At 70.1% G+C, this 22,182-nt stretch carries 11 protein-coding genes and 3 pseudogenes; 1 reads left to right on the top strand and 13 read right to left on the bottom strand.

From position 1 onward, the window contains the following. Positions 1-566: 566 nt before the first annotated feature. From ABD346_RS34780 to ABD346_RS34730, 12 genes and pseudogenes are all read right to left on the bottom strand, one after another. On the bottom strand, positions 567-1,298 hold the full coding sequence (locus ABD346_RS34780; protein ID WP_344380314.1) for a DUF7873 family protein: 732 nt from the start codon (positions 1,296-1,298) through the stop codon (positions 567-569). A gap of 506 nt (positions 1,299-1,804) precedes the next feature. Beyond that, positions 1,805-2,434 (bottom strand): hypothetical protein, encoded by a 630-nt coding sequence (locus tag ABD346_RS34775; protein WP_344380313.1) that lies wholly within the window; start codon positions 2,432-2,434, stop codon positions 1,805-1,807. A 646-nt stretch (positions 2,435-3,080) separates the two neighbouring features. Further along, positions 3,081-3,689 (bottom strand): hypothetical protein, encoded by a 609-nt coding sequence (locus ABD346_RS34770; RefSeq protein ID WP_344380312.1) that lies wholly within the window; start codon positions 3,687-3,689, stop codon positions 3,081-3,083. A 157-nt stretch (positions 3,690-3,846) separates the two neighbouring features. After that, positions 3,847-4,065 (bottom strand): LPXTG cell wall anchor domain-containing protein, encoded by a 219-nt coding sequence (locus tag ABD346_RS34765; RefSeq protein WP_344380311.1) that lies wholly within the window; start codon positions 4,063-4,065, stop codon positions 3,847-3,849. Between the two features lie 151 nt (positions 4,066-4,216). Then, a pseudogene (locus ABD346_RS34760) lies at positions 4,217-4,666 on the bottom strand (SDR family NAD(P)-dependent oxidoreductase); the annotation flags it as partial. A gap of 196 nt (positions 4,667-4,862) precedes the next feature. Further along, the gene (locus tag ABD346_RS34755; protein WP_344380310.1) at positions 4,863-6,416 is read right to left on the bottom strand and encodes a hypothetical protein; all 1,554 of its coding nucleotides are present in this window, start codon (positions 6,414-6,416) and stop codon (positions 4,863-4,865) included. Then, positions 6,413-10,279 carry a hypothetical protein gene (locus tag ABD346_RS34750; RefSeq protein WP_344380309.1) on the bottom strand — a complete coding sequence of 1,289 codons (3,867 nt, stop codon included), beginning with the start codon at positions 10,277-10,279 and terminating at the stop codon, positions 6,413-6,415. Before ABD346_RS34750 ends, ABD346_RS34755 begins: the two co-directional genes overlap by 4 nt. Beyond that, complete coding sequence (locus tag ABD346_RS34745) at positions 10,276-12,627, bottom strand: hypothetical protein (protein ID WP_344380308.1); 2,352 nt, start codon at positions 12,625-12,627, stop codon at positions 10,276-10,278. The genes ABD346_RS34750 and ABD346_RS34745 overlap by 4 nt, the downstream gene beginning before the upstream one ends. After that, the gene (locus tag ABD346_RS34740; protein WP_381225406.1) at positions 12,624-16,739 is read right to left on the bottom strand and encodes a DUF6603 domain-containing protein; all 4,116 of its coding nucleotides are present in this window, start codon (positions 16,737-16,739) and stop codon (positions 12,624-12,626) included. Before ABD346_RS34740 ends, ABD346_RS34745 begins: the two co-directional genes overlap by 4 nt. Before the next feature lie 1,270 nt (positions 16,740-18,009). After that, complete coding sequence (locus ABD346_RS34735) at positions 18,010-19,248, bottom strand: ComEC/Rec2 family competence protein (RefSeq protein ID WP_344380306.1); 1,239 nt, start codon at positions 19,246-19,248, stop codon at positions 18,010-18,012. Between the two features lie 86 nt (positions 19,249-19,334). Further along, complete coding sequence (locus ABD346_RS38710; protein ID WP_381225403.1) at positions 19,335-19,688, bottom strand: transposase; 354 nt, start codon at positions 19,686-19,688, stop codon at positions 19,335-19,337. 11 nt (positions 19,689-19,699) lie between these two features. Then, positions 19,700-19,870 (bottom strand): hypothetical protein, encoded by a 171-nt coding sequence (locus ABD346_RS34730; RefSeq protein ID WP_344380305.1) that lies wholly within the window; start codon positions 19,868-19,870, stop codon positions 19,700-19,702. A gap of 399 nt (positions 19,871-20,269) precedes the next feature. Between ABD346_RS34730 and ABD346_RS34725 the strand changes: the two are divergent. After that, a pseudogene (locus ABD346_RS34725) lies at positions 20,270-21,034 on the top strand (IS5 family transposase); the annotation flags it as partial. A 506-nt stretch (positions 21,035-21,540) separates the two neighbouring features. Here ABD346_RS34725 and ABD346_RS34720 read toward each other — a convergent pair. Further along, a pseudogene (locus tag ABD346_RS34720) lies at positions 21,541-22,182 on the bottom strand (recombinase family protein); the annotation flags it as partial.

Genomic DNA, 22,182 nt, shown 5'->3' with positions numbered 1-22,182 from the left:
CAGCATCGCCTGCACCCTCATCTGCTACCGGAGACTAGCCAAATGAGATGACCTCTAAGTGTGATGTCTCACGAGGGTGGTTCCACCGTGCCGACGCGCGCGTCAGTCGACGCTCGCGGGCCGTTGCCTCTTGAGGATCCCTGTCACGGAGTCCTACAAGCCGCGGGCCGGAACGTGACGGAGCCCGGGAGCATGTCCAGCTCCCGGGCTCCAGCTTGCCACCCATTTGCGCACACCGGCGGCGTTTAAGAGCCGCGGGTCATGTTGAGATCGACGTGTTCTGCCTTTGAACTACAGCGCCAGGAGAGAGGCGCCGGGGGGACTTGAACCCCCATCCGTCGATGTTCGCCCACGCTCGGTCGATCCGGTGTTCGGCGGCGAATACTGAGACTGGAGCGAGAATCTGAGTTTCACGGGGCCGCCTCTGCCAGGCTTGGGCCACCCCCGCACGTGGTGCGGGGAGAGGGATTCGAACCCCCAACTGACACCCCTTCATCAGCTTCAATATCAGTTTCAGCTTGCGCTCATCGCGCACCCTCCGCTCGCGGCGGAGGGCGTATGTGGGGCTACCGGAAGAGGTAGCCGAATACCGCGTCGCCGACCCGCTGGTCGGTGACCTCGGTGTTATTCGCCTCCTCACGGGCGAACTTGATGGACTGCTGGAGCTTCTCGACCCGGTCGAGGAGCTCGTTGACCCGCCGGGCGGGCAGCGCGCCGGAGAACTTCACCGTGGTCCAGTAACCGACCGGGACGTCCTCGTAGTACACCTCGACCTGTGCCGGGTGCTTCTCCGTAGCCTCGGCCTTCACGTGGTTGCGCGGAACCTTCTTCGTACGGATGGTCCGCACCGGGTCCGTCTTCCACGAGTCCGTCGAGGGGTCCAGGTTCCACGACTCGGAGGCGTCGAGCACTGGCAGCTTGCGCACGAAGGTGTGCAGGTCGGTAAGTTGCTTCTCCAGGAACAACAGATACGGGACAGGCACCTGGGGCAACAGCACCGTACCGTCGACCACCACGTCCGCGGCCGCGGACCGGTTCGCCCAGTCCTTCGTCGCGGTCACGTCGAAGAGCCGCGTCAGCGTCTCGGCGGTCGCCCGCAGAGCATCCTCGGCCTTGATCTGCACCCGCGTGGACTCGGGCGGCAGCTGCTCACCCTCCTCGTCCTTGGGCTGGTAGGTCCGGGAGATGCCTGCCAGCAGGGCGGGCTTCTGCACGTCCTGGTGAGCCTGGGTGAGCTCCTGGAGAGCCTTGGACTTGACGCCCTTTTCGACTGCGATGATCTGATTCAGCTTCGGCACACGGCGAACTTAACAAGCCTGCACCGCAAGCACATCCGATTAAACGCCTGCCCTGCCCCTTCCGGCCGGGAGGGGCAGGCGGCGAGCGCGAGCCCGGACCGGGCGCGAAGTCACCACCCGCACGGAGGCCGCCCGGCCGGCGGCCCGTGCGGTGCATCGCACGGCGGCGGGCCACGGCTCCTCCCGGACGCATTTCGATGGCCCGACAATGCCTCGTCGAGGCACCGTGCCAACCGTCGCGACATGGTGGACCTTCCTGGTCACAGCACAACTAAGCGACGCTCAACGCGAGTTGGTCGCTCTGACGTGACGTGAGGTCGAGGGTGTGGGCGTCGTTTGAAACGTGGCTCAGTCAAGATTTCCATGAAGCCGATCATGTAGTTGACGTAGCTGTCACTCTGTGTTGTCGGCAGTCTGCGGCGACGAGTAACACTGGGTTGCGGAGCCATGGAGCTGTAGGGCTCACCTGGCTGGAGGCTGTCTGATTGCGTCGCAGCAAGTTGCCCTCATGAGGCGGGCGCGCCAGCGGGGGCCGGGTGTCCGGCGGCCTTGCCGGTGGCATCGCGGCGCATGGCAGTCATGCCCAGGTCGGCCAGGCGTGGAGCGAAAGTGACGTCCAGGGGTTCGGCCGGGTGGAGGAGGCCGCGCCCGCAGCTCTCGGCGAGCCATACCTTGATGTCCGCGTCGGGGTAGGCGGGGTTGACGCCGATTTCTCCTTTGGGGAGGAAGCCGTTGAACGGCGTCGCGATTCCGAGGCTGTTCCAGTAGTTCCATGCCGGGAGAGCTTTGGCCTGTTCGAAGGCGAGGTAGAGCTGCGGGTACCTGTCGAGGATCCGCATCTCGCGGAAGACCGATTGGCCCAGCAAGGATGGAGCGGTCAGGGCGAGTTCGTCGAACATGCCCTCGCGGAAGCTGTAGGCGGTTACGTCCTGGTGGGGGGCGAGGGCGATGGCCGCGAACAGATGGGCCAGGCGGTCGCGAGTGTAGACAGCGGCATCGGTCGCCAGGTGGGGTTCGATGCGAGCGATGAGTTCGCACAGGCGGGTGTGGTCGGGGTGGAAGCGGGACAGGTCGAACAGCTTGTCCATTCCGGTCACCGCCGAGAAGGCCAGCCGCTTGTAGAGACGGTTGCTCATCTCTCCGGCCGCGGCGCATTTCCTGGTCTCGGGGCTGGTGGAGTGCAGCATCAGGTACTCGGAGAGGACCTCGAAGTACAGGTAGCCCAGGAACGGCAGGCCCGGTACGGCGGCGGCGAGCTGGTCGAGGAAGGCGGCCGGCGGCGTGCGGGTGCCGGCGNTGGCTCGGTGAGGAAGCTGCGGTGTTGGAGGTAGGTGCGCAGGTGGATGCGGCCCAGGCGAAGGTAGTCGATGCCTTTGGCCGGGGCGGGGCGGGCGGGGGTGACCTGGATGGTCAGGGTTCGGGTGTGGGGTTTGGTCTGGAGGAGGTAGGCGCCCAGGTTGTGTGGGCGCAGGCCTGCGGGCTCGGGTGTCAGTGGGGCGCAGTACAGGGCGGCGACGAGGCAGCCGGAGGAGACGTGGAGCTGGCCGCTGCGGCGGATGGCGTCGAGTGCGGTCGTGGTGTGCATCAGGTGGACCGGGCGGCCGCTGGTCAGGGTCTTGGTCATGGTGTTGTCGGTCAGGAGCCGGCCGTTGGGGGTGTCGTGGAGAAGGCGGTGCTGCCAGTCGGTCTCGGTCTCGGCGAGGCCGGAGGGTGCCTGGCGGGTCGGTGTTTGGGTGTGGTCGGTGTGGGCGTCGTCGAGTTCGGTGTCCACGGTGGGTTCTCCTACAGGCCGCGGGTGAGTGTCTGGTGTGCGTGGTGCAGGGCGTGGGCGTTGGCGGTGCCGTCGAGGCGGGCTCTCTCGCTGCGGGTGACGAAGGCGAAGGCAGCCGCGGGGGCCCAGGGCGGCAGAGGCCGGCGCAGTCGGGATGGGTCTGGCCACCAGCGCTGGAGCGGCAGGCGGTAGCGGTCCAGGCAGTCGGCCGCCTTGAGCACGTCCACCAGCAGCGGGGATGCCTGGTAGGCGCGTTGTTGCCGGTCGGTGAACTGTTCGTACGGCACGTCGTGCAGGGCGATGGCGGTCGCCGCGCGGTGGAGGGCTTCTTGCGGCACGGGGCGGCCGAGGGCGTTGGTGACCGCGTCGGCGTTGGCCAGGAGGAAGGTGGCCGCGCGCTGTCCGTGGCCTGGGTCGTCGCGGTCGTTGCGTCGGCGGCAGTCGTGGATGGCGCCTGCGGCGCAGGCTGCTGCCGTGTCGTGGGCGTCGAGCCGGTATTCCTGGGCCAGGAGTGAGGCCAGCAGGCTGACGCGGGCGTTGTGGCGCACGCCGTGGTTGGAGTCGGTGGCAAGGTCCTGGCGGGTGAACCAGGAAGACGGCGGTACGCTGAAACTCGCCAAATGGCAGTAACCGGAATTACAGTCTTGTGTCGCCGCCGAGTTCACCTTCTGGTCACAGAATGATATATCCGGCATGTCGAGTATTCCCGAGCCGGGAATCAGTCATGCCGAAGATCGTCGACGGCTAATCCCAAAAGCACTGGCCCAAAAGCCGGGGTCAGACGCGGCGGGCGGCGCGGCGGCGCAGGGCGACGAAGCCGGCCGCGCCGAGTGCGGCGGTGCCCGCGCCGGCGGCGATCAGGGGGGTGTGGTCGCCGGTGTTGTTCGTGGTCTCGGCGCCTGCCGCGACGCCAACCTTGGGCACAACCGCGGTCTGTGAGGTGTGGTCCGCGAAGGAGGCGGGCTGGGCGGCGGTGGCCGGGGGCAGACGTCGCAATCCACACCGAACCGGAAGCCCTCACCTGTTCAAGATCCCTTAGCCGAGGCCTGGCTCACCCGTCCACAACCTCCCGGGACAGAACAGCTGGATCGCGTCGGCCGTCGGGCGGCGGAGCGCCGGACGAGCCGGCGCCTCCTACCAGCGCGGGCTACGTCGTGATGGCCGATCCGGAGGGAAACGAGTTCTGCTGGGACTGAACGACGGGGAACTTCACGCCGGTGAGGTCTTCGGAGACGGCCCACAGTCGCTGCTGGACGGCTACCTCGTACGACTCCGGGCTGGAGGTGACCAGCCGGGGGTGGCCCTTGACCTCGTTGCGCCCGCCGGGGCCGTAGTACTGGCCGCCGAGCGCGCCGGGGTCGGTGGCGGCGCGCAGGGTGGGCAGGGCGCCCATGGCCGGCGTCTGGGTGATCAGCGGCGCGAGCCAGGTGACGGGCAGGCGGAGCGCGGCGGGGGTGTTGCGGATGAGGTCGGTGTTGGACACGCCGGGATGGGCGGCGACCGCGACGGTGGTGCCGTGCGCGGCGAGCCGGCGCTGCAGCTTGTACGTGAACATGAGGTTGGCCGGCCTGGACTGACCGTAGGCGGCGGCCCGGCTCTACGACCGCTCCCCCCTCGGCCAGATCAGCCCGAACGCCTACGAGCAGCAATCAACTACGCGGCCACCGCCGCATGACAACCGGTATCCACGATCACCGAACCGGCCGTCCGCGCGTGGAAATGCTCTTCACTGAAGTCGTTGGTACGCAGAGCCTGTGTCGTGGGCCGGACGTCGAATGTTCCGGCCCACGGCATCACGCCGTCCCGCTGCTTGGCTCATCACTCAGGGACTCCGGGGAACTCTCCGAACCTGAGAGGGAAGAGATGTTGCCGAAGGGAATCCAGCGGTAGTAGGCGTACAGATAGTTCCACCCACCGTCACTACTTGTTTGGTGCTCAGCTTTAACGGTCACAGTGGCCCCCTTCCTCACAAATGCCGTCGCCGAGGACATTTGCACATGATGCTGACTCTTCGGATCGTTGTCAGCACATGCCGTAGTCCTGACATCCCCACCGGCACCTCCCGAGACAGTCACGACGCAGGAGCTGTACCGCGACCCGGACTGGGCCATCCCGACAACGATTCCTGAGGTTTTCGCGGTAAATGTCACCTGCCCCGGGACAGCAATTGAACTTCCTGTTCCCCCTGAGCCAACAGCTCCGTTGAGGAAGACGCTTCCGCCGATGGTGGCGGCGCCGTCCACCTGGACGTCATTGCCGGCTGTCAGCTTCCGCGTGACGCCGAGGGTCCCCTCGACCGTCGTGTTCCCCGTTACCCCGAGCGTCCCCCCGACCGTCGTGTTCTCCGTCACCCCGAGCGTCCCGCCGACCGTCGTGTTCCCTGTGACGCCCAGCGTGCTCTTCGCCGTCACCGCCTCCGCCACATCGAGTGTCTTCTCAGCCGTCACCGCGCCCTTCGCGGTCAGCGCGCCGCTCACCGTCAGGCTTGCAAGCGTCTGGTCCGTCACGCACACCGTCAAGTGATCCCACCGCGTCACGAACCCGCCGTCCGGCGTCGGTGTCACCGTCTTCAGCGCGAACGCCGTGTCCCGCAGCACCGTCCCCGCCGGAACCGGATACACGCTCCCGCCCGGGATCGAGGGGTCCGTCACCCGCCGCCCATCCATGTACAACTCGTGGTTGTCACCCCGCACATGGTGCCACTCCAGCCGCACGGGGGCCCCGGAGTCGATCCGCGTGGCCGGCGGGCCGCCCTGCGACGTGACGGCAACCAGCGCCCGCCCAACCCCCGGCGCGGGGTCCGCCCCGCTGCGGAAGGGGAACTTCGCGACATCCAGCGTCCCTGTGTTCGGCACGTCCGGGATCGTGGAACCCGTTGTCGCCCACTCCTCGATGCCGATCCGGGCGACACCGGTCTTGTTGCTGATCGCGATGTTCTTCAGGGTGATGTACAGCCCGTCGACGGTGACTTCGCTCGTCCCGCCCGTGGGCTCGACGCTGAACCGCACCTTCGACGTCTCCCCCGCCGCCGGGAACACCGCTGTCTCCGCGGTCGGTACGGCGAGCAGCACATCCGGCTGCGGACCCACGATCGTCCACCCGGACTCCGGCTCGACGTACGGTGCGATGCCCTCGCCCGTCAGGGCCAGGTCCTGGGCGAGGGAGCCGACCGGCAGGACGATGGCGATGCGGCTGCACCGCACCGGCGTGCTGCCGCTGTTGGAGATGACGAGGTCGATGGAGCCGTAGGCCAGTTCGTCCTCGTTGCCGGGGCCGGACTTGGGCGGGCTGACAGTCAGCGGGGCAGGGACGGTCGTCAGGGCGTAGCTCAGCACGCAGTCGCTCATCGGCGCTCTCCTTCGGTCTGGTCGTCGGCCTTCACAGGACGCAGGGTGAGGCGGCCGGTGCGTAACGTCGGCGCGGGATACGGGTGGTGCGGTTCATCGTCAGAGGCGTACGTGGTGGCCTCGCTCCACGTGTCCGCTGTCTCGTTCTGCACCCAGGTCCAGGTGCCGTACCGGTCGGACGGGCGCGGCAGGACGAGCGCGGGCGGCCCGGAACGCGCCTCCGCCGGGTCCGGTACGTACTCGCTCACCGGCAGCGGCCCCAGCCGGAAGGACACCGGGAGTTCGGCCAGCGGCGGCTCCACGAGCCGGGCGGGCAGGCGGACTTCGGCGGCGGGCAGGACGTCCGTGGTGGCGTGGACCGTGCCGCGCGGGTCGGCGAGCAGCGTGAGGTAGGCGGCGTTCCGGTGGTCGGGGTCGCTGCCCGGGGGCCGGGCGGGCAGGGTGAGGGAGGCGCCCGTACCGATCGGGTCGAAGTACTCCCGTGCCTCGTCGGGGAGTTCGGTCCTGCCCAGGACCGTGTGCAGTACCCGGTAGTCCGTGTCGCGGTGCTCGCCGTGGAAGTAGCCGACGAGTCCGTCCGCCAGCTCGTTGCGTTCACCGAGCCGGACCGGCCAGCGGTAGCCGGGGTACTCCGGCGCCTGCGGATCGCGCAGGTTCTCCCACGAGGGGTCGGTGTACGGCGGGCCGTCGAGGTCGATGTCGAAGCGGACGCGCATCAGCGCGAGCGGCCGTCCGACGAGCACGCTCGGGGTGTGCGGGGGCGCGGCGTCCCCGGTGGGAGCGGTGGTGGACAGCGTGCGGTCGATGACGGTGAGGAGGGAGCGCAGGGCAGCCGGGCCCCGGTCCGGGGCGACCAGTGCGGTCAGGAAGCCGTGCAGAATCGGGTAGTTGTCGTGCAGGTCGTCGATCGTGCGGTACTGCGAGTACGGCAACGCGTGCCAGGTCACGTGCGGGCTGCCGCTGGGCGGCAGGGTCGTGCGCAGTTCGCCGAGCGGAGTGCCGTCGGGCCCGTACGCGTACAGTGCGCGGTCCAGGTACCCGGGGACGAGCCACGCGGACACCGGGGTCGTGTCCGGGTCGCTCGCGGTCGTCAGCGGGTTGAGGTCGTTCCGGGCGTCGAGGAGGGAGAAGCCGGCCCGGGCGGGCTGGGTCAGGCGGGGTGTGAGCTGGGTGAAGCGGTACCAGGTGGGCGGGTTGATGGTCCAGTGGCCCTGGCCGGGGTCTTCCGGGTCCTTCCACGAGGGAGTCAGTTCCTCGGGGAGTTCGGGTGCGAAGCGGCGAGCGGGCACGCCGACGCCGATCACGTCGCCGGGCTCGTTGCCGGGAGCGAACCGCAGTGCCCTCGGGTCCGGGAAGATCGCGGGCAGGGCGTGCCCGAAGCGGTCGATGACGGCGAGCCGGGCGAAGGCGAACTGTCCGGCGCGCAGCGGCTGGTAGGGGCTCTCGTTCCAGCCGGTGAACGGGCGCGGGAGGGCGCCGGGGTTAGGGGGAAGGGTGCGGCCGGATGCCTCGGTGAGCGCGGTGCGCAGGTCGTCCGGAAGCTTGGAGTGGGGGCTGAGGGTGGCGGGGGTGGACGCGCGGGCGGCCAGCTGTTCGGTGAAGCCGGCGAGGGGCTGCGAGAACCAGTCGGCGTCGTCCTCGACCTGCCGGGCGAGCGCCCGCAGCGCGGCTGCTCCCGGGCCCGGGTGGGTCCGGGCGTACTGGCGCAGCGCGGCGACCATGGTCTCCGAGGGTGTCGGAGTGAGGAACTGGCGGCCGCTGAGGCTGAGGGGGACGGGGTGGGCGCCGGTGCCGAGCCAGTGGTATTCGGTGCCGTCGAAGCTCCAGTTGGCGCGGTCCGCCTGGCCGCCGTCCGGGTCACCCTGCCATTCGATGGGGAAGTAGTCGACCTTCCACTCGAAGAACAGGGGCTGCCAGGGCTGCTGCCACTGCGCGGTGCACGCGCCGGGGGTGCCGATGGCGTTGGAGCGCGGATCGCGCATGGCGGTGGCGAGCGTCTGCCAGTCGTTGAAGCCGGTGGCCCTCGCGAGCGTACGGGCGTTGGAGGACGCGAGGTGGAACAGCTCGCGCAGCAGGGCCACCAGCACGCCGGACAGCCCGTCGGGAGACGGGAGGTTGGGCGGCTTCGGAGTCTGCGCGTCGCTCGCGGAGACCGGGCTCCCCCCGACCCGTACCCCGGTGACGAGCGCGTCCGGCCAGCGGCACGCCAGCGGCGGGTCCTCGTCCTGTTCGCTGTCGTCGTACTCGCCTTCGCGCACCGCGTACGGGTCGGCGCTCGCCACGTGCTCCGGGTCCGGCGGAAGGGGACGGTCCTTCGTCCCTCGGATGACAATGACCGGGTCATTGGGCCGGTGGTGGTCGGGCAGGACGGCGCGCTTGAGGATGACCTCGTCCTGCGGGAGGCCGTGGTCGAGCTGGTGCTTGCGGATGGCGGCGGCGAGTTGTTCAGGGGTGTCGCCCCAGGGGATCTCGGCACGCAGGCGTGCCACCCGGTCGCGCTGGTCCTTCGCCGCCTTGGTGGCGTCCCCCACACGTGCCGCGAGGTCCTCGCGGTACTTGCCGGCCTGCTCGCCCGGCGCGTCCGGCACCTTCGGCAGGTTCGCCGCCCACCACAGGTCGTACAGCCGGCGCTGCGCGGCGATGAGGTCCTGGACGGCGGCGTCGTGCGCGGCCTGGCCCTTGTTGAGCTCGGCGAGGGCCTGGGCGTACGCGCTGCGTACGGCACGCGGCCGCCGCCTGCGTGCGGCGGGTTCCGGCGTGCCGGGCTTCTCGGCCTCCTCCAGCACCCAGGTGTATCCGCCGGACTCGGGGGTGAACCACGAGGCGTGCAGGGTGCGTTCGGCCTGGAACTGGCCGTCGGGTTCCTCGAGCAGGTCGAGGACGCCGGAGTGCACGGCCGAGAGCAGGGCGGCCAGCTCGGGCGGGGATCCGGCGCGCCGCGCCGCGTACTCCTTGATGGCCTTGGTGGCGTGCTCGGTGTTGTTGCCCACGCCGATGGTGACGTAGTCGGGCCGGTCGGAGGCGGGCATGCCGCTGCCCCGGCGCTGCCACTGCACGTCGAGGGCGGTGCCGTGGCAGACAGTGCGGGCCGTGTCGGGTGCCGTACCCGTGGCCGTCCAGTTGAGCGCGGCCAGCCGCTCCGCGAGGTCCCCGGCCAGCGGGTCGGCGGCGGGGTCGCTGTACCAGCCCGCGACCAGGTAGTCGATCTGGTAGGCGGTGTCCGGGTCGAGGTCGTCCGCGCGGTCGTGCACGGAGAACACGTCGCGGTTGTACGGCTGGTACGCGGCGAAGGTCGGCAGGCCGGGGCCGACGGCGGTCAGGAACAGCCCGCCCGGGGTGCCGGGTTCGCTCCACGCGCCGTCGGCGAGGTCGATGCGGCGGCCGATGCGGGTGAGGCGGCCGTCCCGGTCCATGTAGGTGCTGGAGCCGTGGGCCGGGTCCAGGTAGTCGCTCTCGACGATCCAGCCGGTGTCGGTGCGTTCCCCGGAGCCGGTGGCGATGGCCTGCCGGACGACGAGCCAGCGGTTGGGCACGCGCGGGAAGACGGGGACGCCGTCGCCCTCCTCGTCCACGCCGTGGGTGAGCGCTTGCGGCAACTGCCAGTGCAGATAGATGCCTTCGCGCTCGGGGTCGGCGTTGAAGGCCGTGTCGGTGTTGGAGAACGCGGGCGGTTCGGGCGACAGGTTCAGCCGGGTCAGGGCGTAGTTGGCCTGCCAGCGCTGGAAGACCTCGGCGTGGCGGACGCGTTCGTTGACGGTCAGGGCCTCGATCTGCACGGGCACGACGAGGGGCTGTGGGCCCGGTGCTGCGGAGGGTTGCGTCACGGCGCGGTTCTGCCCTTCTTCGGGGGTCTTCGCGGTCATCGGGCCGTCCCGCGGGTGATGAGCTGACGGCGGGGCGCGTTGACGAGCTGGACGGCCAGGCCCGCGGGGCCGAAGCGGTCCGCGGCCGACTGCCCCAGTTCGGCGAGGCGGTCGCCGAGTTTGCGCAGCAGCCCGTCGGCGTCGGCGGGGCGCAGGTCGAGGACGGCGCGTCGGCCGGCGGGGTCGGGACGCAGATACGCGTCGAGTCCGTCGGGGCCCTCGGGGTGCGGGAACGCCTCGCCGTCGATCTGCCGGGCGACGGCAGGCGGGTCCACGCGCCGCAGGTTGATCACCCGCCGCCTGCTCTGGCTGATGTCGACGCCGAAGGACAGGCCCTCGGGCGGCTCGGCCAGTTCCACCTCGTCGGGTACCTGCTCGAAGAGGACGAGCAGGACGTCGGGGCCGAGGACGTCCTGGCGCAGTACGGCGATGGGGGTGCGGGTGTCGTCGCCGTGGCCCCGGTACGGGCGGACGAGCAGCCCGGGGCATTCCTGGACGAGCGCGGACCGGATGAGCACGCCGGCGCGGGGAGTCGGCTCCTCGTCGTCGCCGCGTGCCCAGGGCGCGGCGATCCGGGCGAGGGCGGCGTCGGACTCGCCGGTGATGGCGATGCCCGCCGCGCCGGAGACGAGCGCGGTGAGCCAGCCTGGGTCGACGTAGAACAGGCGCAGGGACTCGACGGGGAGGGCGTTCTCGTCGGGGACAAGGTCGGTGAAGGGGATGTGGTGCAGCAGGCGCAGCCGCTGCAGCCATGCGCTGATCGGGGCGGCGGCGTCGGCGAGTTGGGCGGTGAGGGCGTTCCTCAGGGAGAGCGGTGGATCGGTGAGCAGCTCGGCGGTCCGCGCGGCCCGGCCGGCCCCGCGCCGCCCGGCGGTTGGGGTGCGCCGGAAGGGCTCGGGCGGGGGTGCGTGCCGGGTCTGTACGGGGTGCGTACCGGCCCGTAGCAGCCGTGCGGCGGTACCGTCGGCGGCAAGCTCTTCGAGAAGAGTGCCGAAGGGGCGGGGGCCGAGGGCGCGTTCCGCCGCCCCGTCCGCACCCCTCGCCTCAAGACCCACCGCCGCCAGCCGCTGCGCCAGCACCGCGGCCCGCGCACGGGCCTTCGCGTGCCACGCGGTCAGCATCGCCGCGAAGTCCGCGTCCGCGAGGGCCAGTGCGCGGCCCAGGGTCCAGGCCGCTCCCCAGCCTGCGTCGAACAGCCCCCACGCCTTCTCGTACGCCATCAGCTGCGCGGCGCTCGTCCAGCCGGCGGCGGGCGTCTCCGGCAGGGGCTGAGCGGGCTCGGCGGTGAGCGGGCCCCGGTACCAGGCGTAGCTGCGCTCGCCGGTCTCCAGGCCGTAGGCCAGTGGCACCCGGCCGGAGGTCAGCCGGGCGCGGGCCGTGGTGTAGGCGGCGGGGTCGGCCCCGGCGGGCGGCTCGGCCGGGGGCGGGGGGACGTGCAGCAGCAGGTCGCGTTCCTGCTCTGTCTCGTCGAAGAGGAAGTGCCGTACGCGCCCGGGGAAGCCCCCGCCGGGTGCCGGGTTGCTGGTGAAGGACCAACTCCGCAGCGCGGCAAGGCGGATCCGTACGTCGGCGGTCAGCCGCCCGGCGTCCGCGTCGGTGAGGATGGAGCGGCAGCCCTCCAGGGCGACGAGGTGCGCGGCGTAGCGGATCTCGCGTTCGCGGTCGGGCAGCCGGTTGGCGACGACGACCGCGTATGTGCCCTCGGCGAGCTGTTCGCCGCGCAGGCCGGTGTCCGTGCGGACGTCCCGGACGTGGATCAGGTGCCGGAGCTCGTCGGTGCGGGGGGCGAGTGTGGCGAAGACGTCGCCGGGGATGTCCACGGTGTGGCAGAGCGCCGTCGGGTCGCCCTCGATCTGCGAGGGTGCGATGCGGGGGTGGCGTACGCCGTCGGCGTCGGTGAGAAGTTCCTCCGCCGTCATGGGCACGGTCAGGGCCGCGGACTCGGGGTCGCCGGGCAACTCGCCCTCGGCGAAGAGGAGAAGCGCGAGCCAGGGTTCCTCGGGGGCTTCCGCGAGGGCGGCCCCGGACTCGTCCAGGCGCCGCATCCACGGCAGGAGCGGGTCGGTGAGCGTGAGGTGCGCGAGGGTCGTGGAGTAGTCGGAGCGGGCCTCGGGCGCCGGGTTGACGGCGTGCACGTGCTCGTCGGCGAGCGCGAACTGCGGGGCGCGGAGCTCGAAGGTCTCCTCGACGGGTGCGAGGTAGTCACCGGCGCCGTCCACGCCGGGCAGGGTCTGCGTGGCCCGTACGCGGTAGAGGCCTGCGTTGATGGCGGGTTCGCGGTTGTCCTGGAAGCGCAGGACGAAGCTGGGGTCGGTGGCCCGCGCAGGGGCGCGGCGCTGGTCCGTCATCGGGCGGCCCTTTCCGGGGCAGGGGCGGCGAACACGGTGTAGAGGGCGGCGGAGGCGACGGTGCCGGGCGGCAGCTGCCAGTGCTCTGTGGCGACCGGTGCGTTGTCGTGGATCTCCACGACGGTGACGGTCGCGTCGTCGCAGGCGACGAAGGCGCGGGCGGCGTCCGGGGTGAAAGTGACGGACAACGGCCGGGCGTCGAGGGGAAGTTCACCGAGCAGGCTGCCGCTGCTGACGACGGAGACGGTGGAGTCGTGGAGCACCCAGGCGCGGTCGCGCGGGTCGAGGGTGAGGGAGCGGGGGTCGGGGCCGATGGCCACGTCGGATTCCGCGATGGTGTCCTTGGTGGAGCCCTGGCGCTCGTACAGCGTCACCACCTGACCGCCGTCGCCGGTCTTGCGCAACAGGACGCCGCGCCGGGCCGAGTTGGTGAGCAAGGCCAGTGCGGTGCCACGGGCGGAGAGGTTGTACGGCTGGTACCACGTGCCGCTGCTCGGCACCGTGACGAGTTGCACTTGCCCGTTGCTGCTCGCCTCGGCCCCGTAGACGTACACCCGGCCCGGCTCGCCGGCGGTGACGAACGTGGGCGTCGCGGGTCCGTTGACGCCGTCGCCGACCCGGTCGCCGGCCGAAGTGTCGTAGGTGAACGTCTTGCTGAGGTCGTTGGCCGTGACGTACAGGCGGCCTGCCTCGGCATCGACCGAGATCCTGCCGATCTTCTGCACGTCCTGACCGACGTCCGTGAGGACCGGCTCAGCGCTCCCGACAAGGTCGACGGAGGCGGCGGTAAAACGGTCCGGACGGGCCACTACCGCCCGGGAGTTGTCGCGCCTGACGGCGAGTACCGTCGGCTGCCCGGTCAGCTGGATACCGGTGCGCGGCGGACGTACCTGCTGGGCGACGACGTCGATGACCGCCAGCTGCTTCGGGTCCGTACCGGCCGCGTAGAGCGTCGCGCCGTCCGCCGAGGTCGCCGCCAGGTAGGGTCCCGGCTGCCCGACCGGTATGCGGCCGACGACGGCCGCCGTGTCCGGGTCGACGGACAGGATGGTCCCGGTGGTGTCGTCCAGGACGAGGACGACGGGTCCGGGGGCGGGCGGTACGGGGTCCTCGGTGAGCAGCAGCGGGTCCGCGTCGAGTCCGGCGGTGCGGGCCTGCCCGGCGTAGTCACCGACCGTGCCGTTGGGCAGCGGGGTGCCGGGGCACAGCCCGGCGAGGACGCCGTGCATGCGGGTACGGGCCGAGCCCGCCGCGAGGTTGGCGATGTGTTCGGCGAGGATGCCCACGCCGGCGCCAAGTGGTTCGGCGAGCTCGACGGGTGAGCCGGTGGGGCCGGCGTTCGGGTCGAGCGGGAGCGTGGCGTCGGGGCTGAGCTTCTCGGAGGCGAGGTCGCGCTCGGCGATCGGGCCGAGGTCCTGGCCGTTGGTCTCGGGCGGGGGGACGGTGACGCGCAGGCCGGTGAGGTGGTCGAGGAGTGGTTCCTGGCCGAGTGCGTCTTTTTGGGGGACATCGGGGTCGCCCCACAACGCGAACGGCACATTGCCGTGCTCCACGTCGATCTTCCACTTGTCGTCGTTGGGCAGCGACTGCCAGGAAGCGACTTGGCGACGGCGGGTGTTGCTGTACTCGACGGTGACGTGGAGCAGTCCGTCAATGCCCTTCTTCTTCATGGGCCGGATGTCGACGGTGCTGTGGCTCTCCGGCTCCCGGTCGTTGAACTGTGCCTGTGCCGCGGGCACGACGCTGGAGACGGCGAAGGAGAATCCGGCCGGGTCGGCCAGCCACGGCTCCGTACCGGCCTTGATCCGGGCGGCCCGCAGTGCCGGGTCGGCGTCGGAGTCGGTGAGCAGGCCGGTGAGCGGGTGCGCGGTGAGCGGGGCCTCGGGCGGGAGGAGTTGTGTACGGAACTCGTCCCAGGTGAGCGCGTCGGGACCGGACAGCGAGGCGCCGAACTTGACGGTGACCTTGATGAAGACGAACTTCGCGGTGACCGTGCCGCCGGTGGGCGGTCCCCACAGGTCGAGCGAGGCGCCGAGTTCGCCGCTGACGGTGAAGAGCAGTTTGACGCGGGCGCCGATGCGGATGGAGATCCCGGCGCGGAAGTGCAGGGGCGCCCACTGGATCAGGATGTCCGCCTTCGCGGTCAGCCACGCCTCGACATTCCCGGCCTTGTAGCGCACGTCCAGCATGCCGCCCGCCATGACGGCGTTGGGGGTGAGCGCGAAGTAGGCGCCGCCGCTGACGGTGACGGCCGAGCCGACGGACCAGGTGAAGCCGAGACGCGGGACGACCGGGAAGTGGCCGGGCTTGGTGTAGTCGGGGTGGTAGCCGCCGACGGTGAAGACGAAGTCCCCGGCGTGCGGGCTCGGCCCGAACCAGGAGTAGAAGGCGAAGCCGCCGGTGAGCACGCAGGACGGGTCGATGACGTAGGAGTCCACGAGCTGGGCGGTGGCGGCGAGTTCGCCGCGCGCGGACTGGTAGACGATCCGCAGGTCGACGCCGACGCGGGCGTATTTCTTCTCGCCCTTCTGCGGGAAGCTCGCGGTGGCGCGGCCGATGAGCGCGAGGGTGAGGGAATTGCCGACTTCGAGGAGCAGCAGGACGCGGGCCTGCACGAATTCGAAGGAGGTGAAGTCGATGCCGCCGGCCAGCCAGATCTGGCCTTCGGCGGGCCTGACCCAGGGGTTGGGCCCGCCGGTGAGCTCCGGAAGCGTCTTGAGGGGGTCGTCGTCGAGGCCGCCGTCCAGGCCGGTGACGAGCGGGAATTGGGCGATCTCGGTCTGCTCGGGGACGCGGACGCTGCTGTTGTAGCCGAAGCCGAGGGCGAAGCCGGTAACGCGGAACGGTGGCGGTCCGCCGAAGGTGCCCTGGAGACGGCCGAAGGCGAAGAACGAGGTCATGCCGTCGCCGCGCCGCTGGTACGCGCCGAGCGCGAGCGCTCCGAACTTCGGCATCTCGACGACGAGCAGACCCTCGAGGAGGATCTTGTAATCCTCGGGCGGCGGCTGGCGGTTGATGAGGGCGCCCGCGATATGCAGGGGGTTGCGGCGCAGATCGACGGTCAGCCCCTGGAAGCGGGGTTCGGCGGTCATGGTGTCGAGGTCCAGGGCGATCCCGAGCCCGATGACGCCCAGGGTGAACCCGGAGGCGCCCATGCTCGCGTCGAACATCACCAGCACCTTGCCGGAGTCGAAGCCGGCGCCGATGCGTTGCAGGTGCAGGGGTCCGAAGGAGCGGCCGATGTCGGCCCACGCGGCGGACTCAGGACCGCCGCCGGCGCTGTCCCTCAACGCGAGCTGCTTCTGCCCGCCTCCCCCGAAGGAGACGGCGAGCGGGTCCTGTGCCGCGCCCGCGACCTCGTACGGGAGGGTGAGCACCGCCCCCTTGGGCAGGCCGGACCCGGACACGGGCAGCTTGCCGCCGGTCCAGCCGGTGGCATCGAGGTCGGCGTTGACCAGCGTGACCTGGGTGGTGGTCAACGCGCCGCTGGTGACGAGGAATTGGATGCCGGTGATGCCGACGTCCACACCCGGTGGGATCTGGCCGCCGACGAGCGGCAGCTGGGACAGCTTGGTGGGGCTGAGGTCCGAGATGTCCGCGGCGACGAGCAGGACAAGGGTACGCGGGGTGCCTGGTACGGAGGCGACGACGATGCCGCCGCCGGCCTCGGTGGTGGCGGACAGCAGCAGCCGTCCGGCCGTCCTGTCGTAGCGCAGGCCGACGGAGGCCAGGGTGGGCAGGAGCCCGGCGGGGACTCCTGCGGGGATGGGCAGCCCGACGGCACCGGCGAGTTCGCGCGCGGTGATGCCGGGGGTGCCGGTCCAGCGGGCGGTGAGGATACGGCCGGTGGGGTCGCTGTCGTAGTCGACGGCGAACTCCAGAACGCGCTCGGTCTCCTCGTTGAGCGGGACGGTCAGCCGCAGCAGTCCGGAGACCTGGGTGTGCCCGGGTGTGCGGTCGACAGTGACGGTGAGGGAGACGGGGATCTCGTCGACGGTGAGGGTGGTGGTGCACGCGAAGGTGAAGTGGCCGTGGGTGTCGAAGGCGACGGAGAGTTCTTCGATGGTCAGATCGCGCAGGGCTTCGGGCACATCGATGCCTAAGTGCCCCATGATGGCGGCTGGTTGCAGACCGACCGCGTGCGCGGCGAAGGCCCACCCATCGGTGGAGGACCAGGTTCCGGCGACGTCCAGTACCCCCGCGTCGAGCTGCCACCGTGCCGCGAGCCCAGCCAGAGTCACCCCGGCCTGGCGCGAGACGGTGAGCACGACCTGGCTGAGCTCGATGCCGGGGACGGGCTGCCAGACATCGGTGAGGGCGAGGTCGAGTCCGTAGCCGCGGTTGCCCGCGTCCGAGGCGAGTTCGGCCCAGAGGGTGAGTTCGCTGACGGTGAGGGTGGCGGGGACGGGGATGCCGGGGAAACGGTCCTGGAGGAGTTGACCGGCGTTGACGGGCCGGACCAGGGTGCCGGTCAAGGAACGGTCCGGGAGGCCGATTTCGACGTCGATGGCAATGTCGTCGGCGAGCTCGACCGTGCCGCCGAGCGTGGTGAGGAGCTGGGGACCGGCGAAGGGGCTGAGCACGGCGAAATCGGCGTGGAGGTTATTCACCGTGAGCCCGTCCAGCGGGCTCCACTCCCGGTCGAGTCCGACGGTCAGCTGGACGGTGCGGATGCCGCTCGTGCCGGAGGTCTGCGGGGAGCCGTTGCCCACGGCGTACGCGACCGTGAGGGCGGAGAGCGCCAGGCCGGTTCCGGGTGCGAGGTCGGGCGGCAGGTCGAAGCCGCCCGTACCGAGGTCCGCGAAGGCTGTCAGGTCGTCCAGCGCTGTGATGCGTACGGGCGCGAATTCGGCGCCGAGCCGCCAGATGTTCCCCTGGGCGGGCGGATACCCCCATACATACGGCTTGAGATCGGCCTGTGCGCTGGGGAAGTTCAGTTCGGCGCCCGCGCCCACCACGGCCTCGGACTGCTCGTTGAGGGCCGGTTCCACACCGAGCACCAGGTGGAGGGCGCCGAGACCGAAGCGTTCCAGCGGGATCAGGGCGTCGCGGAGCTCTTTGGGCAGGTCGGGTGCGTCGGCGGGCAAGGCGGCGTCGATCCGTACGCCGACGACGACGCTTCCGTGGTCGTCGGCCAGGAACCGTACGGCTGTGTGCGCCTCTGTGCCACTCATGAGCGGCACCGTGCCGACGGCCGTGAGACGGCCCACATCGATCGCCGGCGCGCGCACCTGCAACGCACCGTCGGCGAGGTGGTCGTGGAACAGCCCCTCGGCGGGCTCCAGTTCAAGGAATTCCGGTGGGACGGTGAGTTCCGGCTGCCCTACGGCGGCCTGCAGGGTCGCGCGCAGCGTCTCGACGGTCAGCGCCATGGCAAGCCTCCTATTCGTACGAGATCGTGTACGCGCCGGGGTCGTCCTTGCCGTACTGGTCACGGCCGATCCACAGGGTCCAGTCGATACCTGTCCATTCGCCCGCCGGACTGCCGGGGGCCGATGGGTCCGGGGGGAGCGGAGCTCCGCCGAGGGTGCTGAAGACGCCCCTCCCGGTCATGTCCTGGAACTGGAACTTCCATGGAAGGGTGCCCGTGTTGTCCTGGTAGCCGAAACCCCAGTGCCCGATGCGCGGCTTCTTCCGAGTGACCTTGGGATCCGGGATGTTGTGCGCGGCGCGGACGCTTTCCCAGTCGTTCAGCATGCGCTGGTGGAAATCGGTATCGGTGCAGGTGGCTGTTTTGCCGCCGAAGAGGACGGGACCGGTGCTGACGAACAGGGCGTCAGGGGTGGTGTACTCCAGCCACTGCCTGCCGGTCGAGGTCTTGCTGCCGTGGTGACCGGCCTTGAGCCAGAGGTTCTTCTCCCGCTTGAGGGAGGGATCAGTGGAGTCGAGCGTGATGAGGGATTCCTCGTTCTGCACCAGGGCGTCGGCCATCAGCAGAGCCTTCTGGCGTTCGCCGGCGCCGTCCTCCTCGCCGACGACCAGGAAGATGAGGCTGCACAGGTTGGCGATGCGTTCTTTCTCGACACCCGAGTAGCCGGGATGCGCGAACGCCCCGCCGTTCACCAGGTAGAGGTTCGCATCGGCGGAAGGATGTCCGGTGAAAACCTTTTCCGGGAAACCCTCGGCCGGCTTCAGCTCCACTTCGGGCACATGCCCACCGGAGCCCACCAGTGCTGCTGGGTTGGTCAGCAGGGTTTTGACGAAGGTCTTGTTCCGCTCCTTGTAGTCGCCGGGCCCCATGGAGTACCAGACGTTCTTGAGCGTGTAGCGGAGCTTCCCGGTCGCGGGGTCGCACAGGACGTCTTCGAGGAGGTTGAAGTGGTCCTCGTCGGGATGGCTGATCATCAGGTAGTCGAGGACACCGGGGTTCACCAGGTCCCTCAGGTGATCGTCGATCCGCTTCCGGAGGTGGTCGATCAAGCGCTGCTTGGCCGTGCCCGCTGCCGACCCCCGAGGCGCCACCTCTCCCCCGGGTTTGGACCCGCAGTCCAGCAGTACCGCCGCGTCCGCCTTCGGCGCCCCCGGTTTGTAGAACGTGATCAGGGTGCAGTCGCCCTGCCCCACATTGAAGAACACCACCTTGACCGGCATGTCGCCCTTTCGATGACGTCGGTCCGTCACGGACCGCACACCCACGGACGACAGTCCGCAACCCGCGCGGCCGCCGGGCCATCCCACCGCACGCGGGACCGATCACCGCCAGGAATTCATATCCATGGCGCATTCCGGAGCAAACCTGGCTTGATGTCCGCCGCCTGGGACCCGCTTCGGTCCGACGCACCGTCAACTCCTGCTCTCAGCTGGGCACTTGTAAGACCGCATCCCGCACCCAGCGCACCGCGCCCGCGACGTCCTCCGCCACCGGCACACCGTCCGGCACCGGCGGGGGTGTCGGCGAGGTTGCGCTGGACGGCCTCCACGCAGGCCCAGCGCAGCAGCGACGAGCCCTGTTTGGTGATGCGGCCGCGGTGGACCTTGAGGTCCGAGGTGCGGTGGCGCGGGGTCAGACCGGCCCAGGAGCACAGTGGGCCGGGGCCGGCGAAGCGGTGGATGTCGCCGATCTCGGCGACGATCAGGCGGCGAAGACCGGGCCGATGCCCGGGATCGTCTGCACGGCCCGGTAGCCGAGATCCTCGGCGAGCCTGAGGGCCAGGATCTTGTCCAGAGCGAGGATCTCCGCGTTGAGGAAGGCGATCTGCCGGAGCAGGGAGGCGACTTTGAGGGCGGATGTCTCGGGCAGCAACGGATGCGCTCGCGGAAGCCCCGCCGTTCGTCCGTCAGGCCACCACCTTGCAGATACCTCATGGTTCGGGCATACCGCGACGACCACCACTCGTCAGCCCCCGCAGCACCACACCTACAAGGTCAGTAATCGGTTACGGCGAAGTCAACTGCTGATCCTCGCCGTTCGCGTCCTCACCGACGGCGATGGATCAACAGCGGACTTCAGGGCATCTGCTGACACCTGTGACGGTGGTGGGTGGCCATACGCTCGGGATGAGTCTGCGGCTCCGGCGCACCGGTTGGCCCAGGGTGCCCGGAGCCGCAGGCACGTGTCTCCTACCTGTTGTCTTGCGCTGCGGTACCCGCGTGGCTAGGCCGTGTGTCGAGAGTAGATCTTGAGCGAGGAAGATCACCGGCTATGGGGCGGGGAGATCTCACGGACGAGCAGTGGGCGGCGCTGGAGCTGTTGTTGCCGAAGGGAACAAAGGCGGGACGGCCCCCTGTCTGGCCTCGGCGGCAGTTGATCGATGGCAAACGGTTCCGGGTCCGGACCGGTGTGCCGTGGCGGGACGTACCCGTCGAGTACGGACCGTGGGGACGGATCTACGACCTGTTCCGCCGATGGCAGCGGAACGGCACCTGGTACCGGATCCTCACCCGGCTCCAGTCCCTGGCCGACGCGAAGGGTGCGATCACGTGGGACCTGAGCGTCGACTCCACGGTGTGCCGCGCCCACCAGCATGCGGCTGGGGCTCGCAAACAGGGCGACTTGCAGAAGGAGCCGCCAGGCGGCGTAGTCACTGAGCCGGGTGACCACGGACTGGGACGCTCGCGCGGCGGGTTCACCACCAAGCTGCACCTTGCTGTCGAGCAGGGCCAAAAGCCCATGTCGATCGTGGTCACGGCAGGGCAACGCGGGGACTCGCCGCAGTTCGAGCCCGTGCTGGCAAAGGTCCGCGTGCCCCGACTCGGGCCGGGCCGGCCCCGCATCCGTCCCAATCGTGTGCGGGCCGACAAGGCGTACGCCTCCCGCAAGAACCGCGCCTACCTGCGCCGCCGCGGCATCCGCTGCACCATCCCTGACAAGGCCGACCAGGCGCGCAACCGCCAGAAGCTCGGTTCCCGTGGCGGCCGGCCGCCACATTTCGATCCGGCCGACTACCGGGAGCGTCACGCGGTCGAGATGAGCAAGCCGCAGTGCTGTCATAACTGCGTTTTGCCGTCATCGCCTTCGTCTCCTTCGTTGTGGTGCAGTATCGCCGTCCGCTGGTGGTCGAGCCAGGCTTGCTGCGTTCGGCGTCCGTGGGACTGCTGGTGCAGCCGGTGGAGCCGTTCGATCTCTTCGGGGTCCGCCTGGACGATCCATGGCCGTCGGGGTTCGTTGAGCTGTCGTCCGGTGATCCAGCCGCGCTTGATCCAGCCGTAGAGCGTGACCCGTGAGATCCGGGTATGGCGGGCGAGATCGTTCAACCACCATTCGTGCGCGCCAAGTTCAGGCTCCGGAAGACGCCGCCGGTGTTGCCCGCTGCCGCAGCCGATCTGCCGCAGGAGTTCACGCACACCTGTCGCGCTGAACTCCTCGACGCGTTTGGGCGGACGAAGTCCTTCGGCGTTCAGGGCGACTGCGATCGCCGTGGCGGGCTGGCCTGCTTCGGACAGTTCCCGGGCCCGGGCGGCGAGTTGGGGAAACTAACTGAGCTGGTCCAGCCGCCCGACCGGGCGGACGACCTCGCCGTCGCTCTGGTGGCCGCCGGCCCAGGTGATCCGGACCGTGACGCGTTCACTGTCCCCGATGACGGTCACGTGGACCATTTCGATCAGGTGCCGCATCAACTGTTTCCGGTCCGCATCGGATGTCGTCGGCGCCCGCCAGACGGCCGGCAGGTCATGGGCCAGGGTGCGGATCTCCTCGCGTTCTTCGGCGGTCAGGACGCGCGGCCGGGTAGCGGCGAAGCGGTCATACTCCTCGCCCAGCTGCTGGCGATCGCTCAGCGCCTGCTCCCAGCTGCGCTCCAGCTCGCGTACGACCAGGCGGTTTTCGGGCTCGGCCAGCTGGTACTGGCGCCGGGCCCGGTCCACGGCATAGTCGGCCCGCTCCAGGCGCTGGCGCCAGATCCGGTCCACCGCCTCGCGCCGGTGCTCGGTCTGCTCGGCTGCGGCGAGGGAGACCTCCAGGGCGGCCGGTGCCATCGCGGCCAACAGCCGACCGGTGACATACCGATCCAGGCAGGACCCGGCCAGTTGCTGGCACAGCTCGCCGCCGTAATCGGTCTTACTGAGCGTTTGGTGCTGTTTCACTGCGATCCATGGCGGTTTGGTGATGCCGGCGGA

The sequence above is a fragment of the Streptomyces mauvecolor genome, from assembly GCF_039532965.1.
In the GTDB taxonomy this organism is placed as follows: Bacteria; Actinomycetota; Actinomycetes; order Streptomycetales; family Streptomycetaceae; genus Streptomyces; species Streptomyces violascens.
Note: the sequence above shows the minus strand (reverse complement) of the source record. Positions and strands in the feature narration are given on the sequence as shown.